The 12,268-nt window shown below is 71.7% G+C and carries 11 protein-coding genes; 3 read left to right on the forward strand and 8 right to left on the reverse strand.

What is annotated here, in order from left to right:
- Positions 1 to 164 precede the first annotated feature (164 nt).
- From ispD to LXT12_RS01355, 3 genes are read right to left on the reverse strand one after another with little or no spacing between them, the layout of a single operon-like run.
- On the reverse strand, positions 165 to 863 hold the full coding sequence (gene ispD, locus LXT12_RS01345) for a 2-C-methyl-D-erythritol 4-phosphate cytidylyltransferase (RefSeq protein ID WP_233388702.1): 699 nt from the start codon (positions 861 to 863) through the stop codon (positions 165 to 167).
- Positions 860 to 1,741, reverse strand: a complete 882-nt coding sequence (locus LXT12_RS01350; RefSeq protein ID WP_233388704.1) for an alpha/beta fold hydrolase — start codon at positions 1,739 to 1,741, stop codon at positions 860 to 862. Before LXT12_RS01350 ends, ispD begins: the two co-directional genes overlap by 4 nt.
- A complete protein-coding gene (locus LXT12_RS01355; protein ID WP_233388706.1) occupies positions 1,738 to 2,487 on the reverse strand; it encodes a class II aldolase/adducin family protein in 750 nt (249 codons plus the stop codon). The genes LXT12_RS01350 and LXT12_RS01355 overlap by 4 nt, the downstream gene beginning before the upstream one ends.
- 99 nt (positions 2,488 to 2,586) lie before the next feature.
- On the opposite strand from LXT12_RS01355, the gene LXT12_RS01360 reads away from it, so the two are divergent.
- Both LXT12_RS01360 and LXT12_RS01365 read left to right on the forward strand, forming a co-directional pair.
- A complete protein-coding gene (locus LXT12_RS01360; protein ID WP_233388708.1) occupies positions 2,587 to 3,624 on the forward strand; it encodes an RNA methyltransferase in 1,038 nt (345 codons plus the stop codon).
- A gap of 112 nt (positions 3,625 to 3,736) precedes the next feature.
- Positions 3,737 to 4,336, forward strand: coding sequence for a chalcone isomerase family protein (locus LXT12_RS01365; RefSeq protein WP_233388710.1), 600 nt, complete (start codon positions 3,737 to 3,739; stop codon positions 4,334 to 4,336).
- A 21-nt stretch (positions 4,337 to 4,357) separates the two neighbouring features.
- Here the strand turns inward: LXT12_RS01365 and LXT12_RS01370 are convergent, their stop codons facing one another.
- The 3 genes from LXT12_RS01370 to LXT12_RS01380 form a co-directional block, all read right to left on the reverse strand.
- Entirely contained in the window at positions 4,358 to 5,716 is a 1,359-nt protein-coding gene (locus LXT12_RS01370; RefSeq protein ID WP_233388712.1) for a sigma-54-dependent transcriptional regulator, read from the reverse strand.
- A 121-nt stretch (positions 5,717 to 5,837) separates the two neighbouring features.
- Positions 5,838 to 7,640, reverse strand: a complete 1,803-nt coding sequence (locus tag LXT12_RS27010; RefSeq protein WP_233388714.1) for a sensor histidine kinase — start codon at positions 7,638 to 7,640, stop codon at positions 5,838 to 5,840.
- A 249-nt stretch (positions 7,641 to 7,889) separates the two neighbouring features.
- The gene (locus LXT12_RS01380) at positions 7,890 to 9,227 is read right to left on the reverse strand and encodes an MFS transporter (protein ID WP_419964755.1); all 1,338 of its coding nucleotides are present in this window, start codon (positions 9,225 to 9,227) and stop codon (positions 7,890 to 7,892) included.
- Positions 9,228 to 9,264: 37 nt separating this feature from the next.
- Between LXT12_RS01380 and LXT12_RS01385 the strand changes: the two genes are divergently transcribed.
- Positions 9,265 to 9,747 carry a hypothetical protein gene (locus LXT12_RS01385; RefSeq protein ID WP_233388716.1) on the forward strand — a complete coding sequence of 161 codons (483 nt, stop codon included), beginning with the start codon at positions 9,265 to 9,267 and terminating at the stop codon, positions 9,745 to 9,747.
- Between the two features lie 3 nt (positions 9,748 to 9,750).
- Here the strand turns inward: LXT12_RS01385 and LXT12_RS01390 are convergent, their stop codons facing one another.
- Together LXT12_RS01390 and LXT12_RS01395 are read right to left on the reverse strand one after the other, a co-directional pair.
- Complete coding sequence (locus LXT12_RS01390) at positions 9,751 to 10,257, reverse strand: hypothetical protein (RefSeq protein WP_233388718.1); 507 nt, start codon at positions 10,255 to 10,257, stop codon at positions 9,751 to 9,753.
- A 129-nt stretch (positions 10,258 to 10,386) separates the two neighbouring features.
- A complete protein-coding gene (locus tag LXT12_RS01395; RefSeq protein WP_233388720.1) occupies positions 10,387 to 12,165 on the reverse strand; it encodes a DUF885 domain-containing protein in 1,779 nt (592 codons plus the stop codon).
- Between the last annotated feature and the right edge of the window lie 103 nt (positions 12,166 to 12,268).

Below are 12,268 nucleotides of genomic sequence, written 5' to 3' on the forward strand. Positions count from 1 at the left end.
ACTGAACACGCCGGTGACCGGACAGGAATTCCTGATCGACGCCGACCGCGACCAGGTCGACCAGGCCAAGGCCAGGGCACGCAGTTGCTGGACATGATGTCCTTCTTCCGCCTCGACGGCCCGGCCGCGCCGGCGAGCGCCCAGGCCCCGCGGCGAGAGGCGTTCTACGCGAGGCAGCCAGGCTGAAGCAGGCGCCCGGCGAGGGCGAAGTCCTCCGGCCACGTCACCTTGAAGTTGGCCATCGAGGCGCGCACCAGCTGGGGCGCAAGGCCCAGGGCCTCGACGGCGCTGGCCTCGTCGGTGGCGGCGGCCCCCATGGCCGTCAAGGCGCGTTCGACGAGGCCGAGGCGGAACATCTGCGGCGTCTGGGCCGCCCATTTGTCGCGGCGGTCGATGGTGGCGGCGACGCGGCCCTGGGCATCGCCGGCCTTGAGCGTGTCGGCCACCGGCTGGGCGAGCAGGCCGCCGACCGCGTCGGGGAGGCAGGCGTCGATGAGGGCGTCCACCCACTCGGGCCGCAGCAGGCAGCGGGCGGCGTCGTGCACCAGCACCCAGTCGCCCTCGCCTACCCCGCGGCGGCGCAGTTCGGCCAGGCCGCCGAGCACGCTCTCCGCACGGCTGGCGCCGCCGACGCGCGCCAGCCAGCCCGCGTAGCCGGGCACGGCGGCCTCGAAGCGGTCGTCCTGCGGCGACAGCACCACCAGCGTCTGCGCCAGGCGCGGCACGGCAGCCAGCGCCGCCAGCGTGTGGGCCAGCATGGGACGGCCGGCGATGTCCACGTACTGCTTGGGCATGCCGGCGCCTGAGCGTTCGCCGACACCGGCGGCAGGCACGAGGGCGAAGAGTCTCGGGGGAGGCGTCATCCCGGCATTTTCGCCAGCGCATGGCGCACGGCGATGAGCACGGCCTGGGGCGCCTCGATCTGCGGGTAGTGGCCCACGCGCGGCAGCTCGACGATGTCCGCCGGGATGGCCAGTTCGCGCAGCCGCGCCACCATGTGGGCGCCGGAGACGGGGTCGGCGCTGCCGTTCACCACCGTCAGCGGCACGGGGCAGCGCTGCAGGGCCCCCACCCAGCGCTCGCGGTGTTGGCGGCGCTCGACCATGTAGCGGATCAGCCCCGGCAGCGCGGCCAGGCCGCCATCGCGGCTCATCAGGTGCCACATGGCATCCACCTCGGCGGCCGTGGGCTTGACGTCGCCCGCGATGGCGCTCAGGTTGGCGCCCAGGCGCGCGCGGCTGGAGCGGCGCGCCACCAGCGGCCCCAGCGGCGACAACAGCAGCTTCTGCATCAGCACCGGCCGGTGGGTCTCGGGAAAGAGCCCGCCGTTGAGCAGGATGACGCCGCGCAGTCGCACGGGCAGGCGGCCGTCGAGCTGGCGGGCGATCAGCTCCTGGGCCACCGTGTCGCCGAGGTCGTGGGCGAGCACGGCGCATTCCCGGGCGCCGGCCTCGGCCAGGGCGGCGAGGAAGAGATCGGCCTGCTCGGCGACGGTGTAGCGGTGCCCGCGCGGCTTGGCCGAGAAGCCCAGGCCCAGCATGTCGGCCGCGACGAGCCGGTGGTCCTGCGCCAGGCCGGGCCAGAGCTTGCACCAGTCCCAGCTCGCCGTCGGGAAGCCGTGGATGAGCAGCAGCGGCGGCGCATCGGCGGGACCGTCGGTGCGCAGGAACACCGCATGGCCGCGGAAATCGAAGTGGCGCCCCGCCGCCGCCCAGGCTTCGACGCTGGGCCAGCCGGTCACGCGTCGTGCCCCGGGTTCTGCCGCGCCAGCCGGCGCAGCAGCCCGGGCCAGGCCAGCTCGGCACCCGAGCCGCGCATGACCTTCTCGCTCTGGGCGCGGATGCCGGCGAGGATGGGCGCCGGGATGCGGATCAGCTCGCCGCCGCCGGCCTGCGCGCCGATCTGGATCTCGCAGGCCCGCTGCAGCATGAACATCTTCAGGAAGGTGTCGGCGGCGCTGTGGCCCAGGGTCAGCAGGCCGTGGTTGCGCAGGATCATCAGCGAGGCGCGGCCCAGGTCGGCGACGAGGCGGGCCTTCTCGTCGGGGTTGAGGGCCACGCCCTCGTAGTCGTGATAGCTCAGGCTGGCCAGCGGGAAGAGGCTGTGCTGCGACAGCGGCAGCAGGCCCTCGCGCTGGGCGCTGACGGCCACGCCGGCCACGGTGTGCAGGTGCATGACGAACTTCGCATCCTCGCGGGCCTCGTGCACGGCGCTGTGGATGATGAAGCCGGCCGGGTTGACGTCGTAGTCGCTCGGCGCGACCTTCTCGCCGGCACGGTCCACCTTGACGAGGCTGCTGGCCGTGATCTCCTCGAACATCATCCCGTAGGGGTTGATGAGGAAGTGGTGCTCCGGCCCCGGCACACGGGCCGAGATGTGGGTGAAGATGAGGTCGTCCCAGCCGTGCAGGGCGGCCAGCCGGTACAGCGCCGCGAGGTCGCAGCGGGCGGCCCATTCCTCGGGGCCGATGTGGGCGGGTTGGGCCATGGCGTCTCCTGTGATGCCGTGAAAGAGGGCCGGGGCAGCATAGTCCCAGCGCCGTGGGGGCTGTGTCGCCTCGGCGGCTGCGGGGACAATCGCGCCGCCATGCTGATCTCCGACCTCCACCAGCGCCTGCGCGCCCTCGGCGCCAACCCCGCCCACGAGAGCCGCGTGCTGCGCCACTGGGTGCAGGTCCTGCCGCTGGACGCCGGCAAGCAGCCGCTGCAGGGCTGGCTGCCCAAGGCCGTGATGGAGGCCCTGCCCGCCCTGATGGCCGAACTGGACGGTCTGGTGGCCTTGCGCAGCGAGCACGCAGGCGGCGACGGCCAGTCGGCGCGGCTGCTGCTGGGGCTGGCGGACGGCCAGACGGTGGAGACCGTGCTGCTGCCCCGCGAGGGCGTCTGCGTGTCCAGCCAGGTCGGCTGCGCGGTGGGCTGCGCCTTCTGCATGACCGGCACCGAGGGCCTGATCCGCCAGGTCGGCAGCGCCGAGATCGTCGCCCAGGTGGTGCTGGCCCGCCGCAAGCGGCCGGCGCTGCGCAAGGTCGTGTTCATGGGCATGGGCGAGCCCTCGCACAACCTCGCGAGCGTGCTGGACGCCATCACCCTGCTGGGCCGCGAGGGCGGCTTCGCCCACAAGCAGCTGGTGTTCTCGACCGTCGGCGACGAGCGCGCCTTCGCGGCGCTGAACGAGGCCGAGGTCAAGCCCGCGCTGGCCCTGTCCCTGCACACCACCGACGCCGCCAAACGCGCCGAGCTGCTGCCGCGGGCACCGCGCCTGGCGCCCGAGCAGCTGGTGGAGGCCGCCGACGCCTACGCCCGCGCCAGCGGCTACCCCATCCAGTACCAATGGACGCTGCTGGACGGCGTCAACGACGGCCCCGAGGAGCTGGACGGCATCGTGCGCCTGCTCCGGGGCCGCTACGGCCTGCTGAACATGATCCCGTTCAACAGCGCACCCGGCCTGCCCTTCGCGCGGCCGAGCTGGGAGCGCGCCCGGGCCATCGCCGCCGAGCTGTGCGCCCGCGGCGTGCTGACCAAGCTGCGCGACTCCGCCGGCCAGGACGTGGAGGGCGGCTGCGGCCAGCTGCGCGCCCGCGAGGCCGTGGGCCGGCCCGGCCGGGTGGTGAGGATTCACGCGTGAATACTGCTCGCTGACCCCTCCATCGGTGACAACGCTGCCAGCGCCCTTGCGCAGAATCGCCGGGGCCGCTGCGGCTGCCCGGCCGCGGCGAGAAGACACCCCTGGAGGAGACATGATTCAACTTCGAGCGCTGGCCGCCAGCGCCCGCATCGCCGCACTGGCCGCAGGCCTGGCCCTGGCCCAGCAGGCGGGAGCCGCCCCCACGGTCAACAAGTTCGAGCCCAGCGCCCAGCTCGGCGGCAGCACCCTGCAGCTCAACGGCAAGGGCACGCGCGTGCGCCTGGTGTTCAAGGCCTACGACATGGCGCTGTACACGCCCCGGCGCGTCAGCACGCCGGCCGAGCTGCTGGCCCTGCCCGGCCCCAAGCGGCTGCAGTTCACCGCCCTGCGCGAACTGCCGGGCACGGAGCTGGGCCGCCTCTTTCTGCGCGGCATGAGCGACAACACGCCGGCGGCGCAGATGACCCGCCACACGCTGGCCACCACCCGCCTCATCGAGGTCTTCTCCGGCAAGGCCAAGCTCATGCCCGGCGACAGCTTCGCGATGGACTTCGTGCCCGGCAAGGGCACGCAGTTCTACATCCAGGGCCAGCCCCAGGGCGAGCCGGTGGGCGACGACGAGTTCTTCACCCTGGTGCTGCGCATCTGGTTCGGCGACTCGCCGGCCGACGTGCACCTGCGCGACGCCCTCCTGGACGGCGGCAAAGACTGAAGCCGCCCGAGGCCCTGCCGCTCAGCCGGAGCGGTAGGCCTCCACGTCCAGCCCCAGCCGGCGGATGCGGTCGTGCAGGGTCTTGCGGGCCAGGCCGAGGCGCTCGCCGGCCTTGGCGACGTTGCCGCCGCTCTCGCTCAGGGCCTGCACGATCCACTGCCGCTCCACGGCGGCCAGCGCCTCGTCAAGCGGCGCCGCGGGCAGCGTGGTTCCTGCCGGCACGGCCGGCGCGGATGGCGGCGCCTCGGCCACCAGCCCCAGCACCCAGCGCTCCGCGAAGTTGCGCAGTTCGCGCACATTGCCGGGCCAGTCGCGCGACTGCCAGTCGGCCAGCTGGGCGGCCGTCCAGCCGGGCACGGGCCGCTGCAGCCGCTCGGCGGCCTGGGCGCAGAAGCGGCTCAGCAGCAGCGGGATGTCCTCACGCCGCTGGCGCAGCGGCGGCAGGGCGATGCTGGCCACGTCCAGGCGGTAGAACAGGTCCTCGCGGAAGCGCCCCTGCCTGGCCAGCGCCAGCAGGTCGACCTTGGTGGCGGCGACCACGCGGCAGCCCAGCGGCACCGGCGTGTTGGCGCCCAGTCGCTCGACGCTGCGCTCCTGCAGCACCCGCAGCATCTTGACCTGCAAGGCCGGCGGCATGGACTCGATCTCGTCGAGGAAGACGGTGCCGTCGCCGGCGAACTCCAGCTTGCCGATGCGGCGCTTGCTCGCCCCCGTGTAGGCCCCGGCTTCCGCGCCGAAGATCTCCGACTCGAAGACGCTCTCGGGCAGGGCTCCGCAGTTGATGGCCACGAAGGGCCCGCGTGCGCCGCTGGCCGCGTGCAGGGCCCGCGCGACGACCTCCTTGCCCGAGCCGGTCTCGCCGTGGATGAGCACGTCGACGCGCGCCGGGCCGAGGGTGCCGATGAGGGTGCGCACCTGCTCCATCGCGGCGCTGGTGCCGAGCAGGCCGTCGGCCGGGCCGGCGCCGAGCTGGGCCTTGAGGCGGCGGTTCTCCAGCACGAGGCGGCGCTGCGCCAGCGCGCGGCGCACCACCTCGACGAGATGCTCGGCCGAGAAGGGCTTTTCGATGAAGTCCCAGGCCCCGTCGCGCATGGCCTCCACCGCCATGCCCACGTCGCCATGGCCGGTGACGAGGATGACGGGCAGCTCCGGGTCCTGCTCGCGCAGCGTCTGCAGCAGCTGCAGGCCGCTGTCGCCGGGCAGCAGCACGTCGCAGACGACGACACCGGCGAATCCAGGCGTCAGCCAGGCACGCGCAGCCTCGGCGGAGTCCACGCCCTGAGCGCCCAGGCCCGCGAGCTTCAGGCTCTGCGTTGTCGCCAGGCGCACATGCTCGTCGTCCTCGACGAGCAGCACTTCGATGGATTCGGGTCGGGCCATCAGGAGATTGTCGACTTCACGAAAAGCAAACACAGCCACAGAGGCACGGAGGCACCACCATCCTCTCTGTGCCTCTGTGCCTCCGTGGCCTTGTTCTGCGGCATGGGCATTCCAGCCGTGGTCAGCTCGACGCCAGCGGCAGGCGCAAAGTGAACTGCGCCCCACCCCCCGGTCGGTTCACGCCCTGCAGCGAACCGCCCAGCGCGTTGGCGATGGAGGCCGAGATGGACAGCCCGAGGCCCAGGCCGTCGCCACGCCGCTTGGTGGTGAAGAAGGGCTCGAAGAGCCGGGCCAGCACCTCGTCGCTCAGCCCCGCGCCGGTGTCAGCCACGCGCAGCAGCGCCTCGCCGCCCTCCACCTCGGCGCTCAGCGTCACCGTGCCGCCGCCCTGCTCGGCGCTCGCGTCGATGCCGTTGCGCAGCAGGTTGACGAGCACCTGCTCGATGCGCACCTGCTGGCCCAGCACCGCCAGGCCCTCGGGCACGGGCGGGCAGTCCAGGGTCACCCGCTGTCGGCGCGCCTCGGCGCTCACCAGGGCCACCGCCGCCTGGAAGGCCGCGGCCACGGGCACCGGCTGAACGCGCAGTTCGTCGCGCCGCGCGAAACCCTTGAGCTGGGCCACGATGGCGGCGATGCGCTGGGTGAGCTGGTCGATGGCGGCGAGGTTGCCCTCGGCATCGGCCTGCATGCCGCGCTCCAGGAAGACGCGGGCGTTGTCGTTGAGCGCCCGCAGCGCCGCCAGCGGCTGGTTGATCTCGTGGGTGATGCTGGCGGCCATCTGGCCCAGCACGGCCAGCTTGCCGGCCTGCACGAGGTCGTCCTGCGTGGCGCGCAGCGTCAGTTCGGTGCGGTGCAGTTCGTCGACGCGGGCCTGCAGCTCGCGGGTGCGCTCGGCGATGCGGGCCTCGAGGCTGTCGTGCGCGGCGCGCAGCGCGCCCTGCGCGGCCAGGCGCTCGCGGGCGCGGCGGCGCCGCAGCTGCAGGTAGGCCAGGGTCAGCAGCAGCAGCGCCCAGCCCAGGGCCGCGGCCCAGGCGCGCCCGGCGGCGATCTGCTCGGCGCCGCGGATCTCGGTGAAGGACAGCAGCGTCCAGCCGCGCCCCTGCACAGGCTGCTCGGTGACCAGGGCGCGCAGCCGCGCCGAAGCGGTGCCGATGCGCTCCACGCGCAGCGCCGTCAGGCTTTGTGCCGGCTCGCGCGCCAGCGGGGCCAGGGGCAGGTCGCCGTACTGCTGGGTGTCGCGCAGCTCGGCGCGCGCGGCCTGCGGCAGCGGCGCCAGCGTGCGGTACTTCCACTCGGGCCGGCTGGCCAGAAAGACCACGCCGCGCGCGTCCGCCAGCATCAGTTCACCCGCGCTGCGCGCCCAGTTGGCCTCCATCTCGTCCAGCGACGCCTTGAGCACGACGACGCCCGTGGCCGGCCCGGCCAGCCGGTGGGCGATGAAATAACCCGGCGTGCCGGTGGTGGAGCCGCGGGCATAGAAGTGGCCGCTGCCGCCGGCCATGGCGTCACGGAAATAGGGGCGGTAGGCGTAGTTCTGGCCGACGAAAGTCTGGGCGTCGCGCCAGTTGCTGGAGGCCAGCGTCAGGCCGCGGGCATCGACGAGGAAGATGGCGGCTGCCGCGGCGTCGTGGGCCACGTCTTCGAGCAGGGCATCCACCTCGGCCCGCCGGGCCGCCGAGCCCGGGTCGGCCAGCAGCGCGGCCAGGGCCGGGTGACGGGCCAGCACCTGCGGCAGGGCCTCGTACTTGTCCAGCGCACCGGTCAGTTCGTGGGCGACGAAACGCAGGTGGCGCTGGGCGTCGTCGCGGGTCTGGGCCAGGGCGGCGTCCAGCGACAGCTTCCAGGTCGCTGCCGCCACCGCCACGCCGCCCAGCAGCGCCAGGGTCAGCAGCGCGAGGCTGCGTGGCCAACGGGGGCGCTTCACCGCTTCACGCATGAACACGAGGTTTTGCATTCGGGCCGAGCGCCGGGCCGCTCCCAAGCCGGCCCGCCGGGCGATGTGCTTGCGGCTTGATGCCGCAAGCATCGCCGTCCCCTCCGGGGGCTGAGGCCGGACAGGACAAGTCCTGTGGACTTGTCGTGCCTGCCGAAGAGCAGCCGCTCTGTCGGCTGCGCGGTCTGCAAGACCGACTGGGCTCGCCCGCGTCCAGCCGGGCGAGACCGGGCGAGGGGCTCACGTTTCAGCATCAATCCTCGAATGCCGGCGCGTGTCCCGCATCAGCAGATAGACGATCAGGGAGCAGGCGATCACCGCGGTAGCGTACCAATAGAAGCCGCTCTCCATGCCGGCCTGCTTGAACCACAGCGCCACGTACTCGGCACTGCCGCCGAAGACCGAGACCGCGATGGCATAGGGCACGCCGACGCCGGTGGCGCGGATGGAGGCGGGGAAGAGCTCGGCCTTCACCACCGCGTTGATGGAGGTGTAGCCGCTGACGATGAGCCAGGCGCAGGCGATCAGGCCGAAGGCCTCCCAGGGCCCTTGTGCGTGGCGGATGGCCGTGAGCAGCGGCACGGTGAAGATCGTGCCCAGCACGGCGAAGCCCAGCAGCAGCGGCTTGCGGCCGATGCGGTCGGACAGCGCGCCGTACAGCGGCTGCAGCAGGGCCGCGAACACCAGCGTGGCGGCGGAGACGGCCGTGGTCTGCGCGTCCGTGAGGCCCACCGACAGTTTCAGGAACTTCTGCATGTAGGTGGTGTAGACGTAGAAGGCCAGGGTGCCGCCCATGGTCAGGCCGATGACGATGAGGCATTCGCGCGGATGCTGCAGCAGCAGCTTGAAGCCGCCCATGCGGTCCTTGCCGTGCTTGTTGCGCTGGGCCTCGAAGGCCTGGGTCTCGGGCAGGTCGGAACGCATGATGAGCGCCACCACCGCCAGCAGCGCACCGATGAAGAAGGGGATGCGCCAGCCCCAGGCCTTGAGCTCGGCCGCGTCCAGCACGAAGTTCTGCAGCACCAGCAGCACGACCAGGGCCGTGAGCTGGCCGCCGATCAGGGTCACGTACTGGAAGCTGGAATAGAAGCCTCGATGCTTCGACGTGGCCATCTCGGACAGGTAGGTGGCGCTGGAGCCGTATTCACCGCCCAGGCTCAGGCCCTGCAGCAGCCGGGCCACCAGCAGGATGACCGGCGCCCAGACGCCCACCGCGGCGTAGGTGGGCGAGCAGGCGATGAGCAGCGAGCCGCCGCACATCAGCATGACCGAGGTCATCAATGCGAGGCGCCGGCCGTGGCGGTCGCCGATGTAGCCGAACAGCAGGCCACCGATGGGCCGGATGAAGAAGCCCAGCGCGAAGATGGCCGCGGTGGACAAGGACTGGGCCACCGGGTCGCTCGACGGGAAGAAGGACGAGCCGAAGTAGAGCGAGAAGGCCGCGTAGCAGTAGAAGTCGTACCACTCGACGAGGTTGCCGACGGAGCCGACGAAGATGGCTTTGATGCGCTTGAACTCGATACGGTCGGAAGCCGGCGCCGTGACGGCCGGTGCCGCCATGGATGGGGTCGCGGACATGCTGTCTCCTGGGTTGTGTGCCCCAGGGAGGAGCAGTTTGCGTGCCATCGTCGTGCAGGTCGGCCCCACCAAGAGGCGAACCTCCGCCGAGCCGCCCGTCTGGCGGCTTTCCGCCGCAGGCAACGGCGACATCCCGCCGTTGCACGGACACAATGCGGCACCCAGTCCTGGAAGCTCCCGCATGTCGACGCCATTCTTTGAGTCCGCCGCGCATCGCCCCCCTGCCCGACGCCGGATCGCCAAGGCCTACCTCGCGCTGATGTTCCTCCACATTGCCCTGTCAGTCCTGTGCCTTCTCGTGGGGCTACTGTGGATGGACCGGATGCCCTGGGAGCTCCTTGTTCTTTCAAGCCTGCCGCTTCCGGTCTTCTTCGCCATGTACCAAGGCGCTCTGAAGGAGAAGGCCTGGGCCCGGTATGGCTCCATTGCCTTGGGCGTACTCATGCTGCCAGGCGTTCCACTCTGGACGATCGCGGGCGGTTACCTGATCGTCGATTCGGCATTTAATTGGAACGCTTGAACACTAGAGCCGCAAATCGATACGCGCCATGTCGAAGCGGCTGCCCTCGCCCTCCGCCTTCACGCTGACCACGCGAAAGCTCCTGGCCGTGCCGACGCGGTACTCGTACTCGCCCGGCTTGGGAGCGCTGGCTTCGCAGCTGAGCTTGTCGGAGCCCTTGGGCGGCTTGACGCGGGCGGCCGGGTCGCGGCAGTCCAGCACCTCGCCATAACGGCCCATCGCCTTGACGTAGAAGGCCGCCACGCGCTCGGGGGCCGCGGCGGTGCGGTACTTGAGCGCATGGATCTGCAACCCGAAGCCGCCGGCCCAGGCGCCCAGGCTGACGGCGGACTTGTCGTCCTCGCTCTCGCGGTAGGGCACGGCGCCGGCGTAGACGGGCAGGCCGACGTCGGCCGGCTCGGTGCGGGCATTGCCTTGCAGGCCCAGGCTGAATTCCTTGTCGTCGCCGGCCAGGGCGGCCGAGGCGGCCAGCGTGAGGGCCAGGCCGATCAGGCCGAGGCGCTTGTGCATCGTGGTCTCCGGGAAGTGCATCCGGCCACGAGACTAGGCGGTGGCGGCGCCGGGCGCGAGGCGGGCGCGACAGGCTGCGCCCCGGCGGGCACAGGCTGCAGCGCCGCCTGATGGCCGGGTCAGGCCGGGTCAGGCCCGCTTGCGCTCGGTCACCCAGGCCAAGACCAGTTCCCGCAGCACGGGCAGCGGCACCTGGCCGGCCGTCAGCACGACGCGGTGGAAGCCCTTGACGTCGAACTTCGGGCCCAGCGCCGCCTCGGCCTCGGCGCGCAGCCGGGTGATCTCCAGCTGGCCGATCTTGTAGCCCAGGGCCTGGCCGGGCCAGACGATGTAGCGCTCGACCTCGGAGACGACGTCGCTCTCGGCCATGGAGGAGTTGTCCAGCATGTAGCGGATGGCCTGCTCGCGCGTCCAGCCCTTGGCGTGCAGGCCGGTGTCCACCACCAGGCGCATGGCGCGCAGCTGCTCGTCGGACAGCCGCCCGTACCACTGGTAGGGGTCGGTGAAGAGGCCCAGCTCCTTGCCCAGGCTCTCGGCGTACAGGGCCCAGCCTTCGACGTAGGCGGTGTAGTGGCTGCCGAAGCGGCGGAAGCTGGGCAGGGTCTGGTCTTCCTGGGCGATGGAGATCTGGAAATGGTGGCCGGGCGACGCCTCGTGCAGGGACAGGGTCTCCATGCCGAAGATGGGCTGGGCCTTGAGGTTGAAGGTGTTCACGTAGAAGACGCCGGGACGCGAGCCGTCGGCCGCCGGCTGCTCGTAGGACGCCCCCGCGGCGCTCTCGGCGCGGAAGGCCTCGACCTCGCGGACCTCGTAGTCCGCCTTGGGCTGGATGTCGAAGAGCTTGGGCGTGAGGCCGTTGATCTTCTTCTGCAGCGCCCGGTAGCCATCGAGCAGGTCCTCGGGCTTGGTGAAATAGAACTTGGGGTCGTCCTGGAGGTATTTGAAGAAGGCCTTGAGGTCGCCGTCGAAGCCGACCTGCTTTCGCACGCCCTCCATCTCGCCCAGGATGCGGGCGACCTCCTTGAGGCCGATCTCGTGGATCTCGTCCGGCGTGAGTGCCAGCGTGGTGGACTGGCGCACCCGCCACGCGTACCAGGCCTTGCCGTCGGGCAGGTCGGACCAGGCCGTCGTGCGGCGTGCCCGCGGCAGGTAGTCGTCGCGCACGAAGGCCAGCAGCCGGCCGTAGGCGGGCAGCACCCGGGTCGCGAGCAGCTGGCGCATCGCGGCCGTGAGGCGCTCGCGGTCAGCGGGGGGCACGGCGTCGGGGAAGGCCTTGAAGGGCCCCCAGAACAGGCTCTTCTCGGGGTCGGCGACGGCCAGGGACTGCAGCTGGGGCAGCACCTTTTCCATCACGGCGCGCGGCTGGGTCACGCCGGCCTTCAGGCCCTGGCGCATGTTGGCGACGGTGCCGTCCAGCACGGGCACGGCCGCTGCCAGGCGCTGGAGCCAGTCGTCGTAGTCCCGCGTCGTCTTGAAGGGCTGGATGGACTGGCCCGTGCCCATCTGGGCGAGGAAGCTCGGCAGGCCGCCGATCTGGCTGATGGGCTGCATCCAGGCCGGGAAGCGCTCGCCGGCCAGTTCCTGCTCCAGGTCGAGCTTGAGCATGCTCCAGGAGACGCGGTCCCTGGGCTCCAGCCGGGCCTTGTCGAAGCCGGCCAGGGCCTTGAGCTTCTGGCGCAGCTCGCGGCGGGCCTGGGCCCGCCAGGCCGGCGTCGTCGTGTCGACGAGGCGGCCGTTGTAGCGCGGGTCGCCCAGCGAGGTGGCCAGGATGGGGTCGCGCTGCAGGGTCAGCTCCCACTGCGCGTCGAGCCAGCGATGGAAGCGTTCGCTCTCCGTCGGGGCCGACCAGGCGGGGACCCTGGCAGCAAGGGAGGTGGCGAGCAGGCTGAGGGCGTGGCGACGGCGCATGGGGTCTCCGTGGGGAAGAGCCGTCATGCTAGCCATGCCCTGACCTCCGGCCAAAGGCCATGCCGTCCATAGAATCCGCCTCAGCCCCGTCTTGGGGCTGTTG

The sequence above is a fragment of the Pelomonas caseinilytica genome (assembly GCF_021353235.1).
In the GTDB taxonomy this organism is placed as follows: domain Bacteria; phylum Pseudomonadota; class Gammaproteobacteria; order Burkholderiales; family Burkholderiaceae_C; genus Pelomonas; species Pelomonas caseinilytica.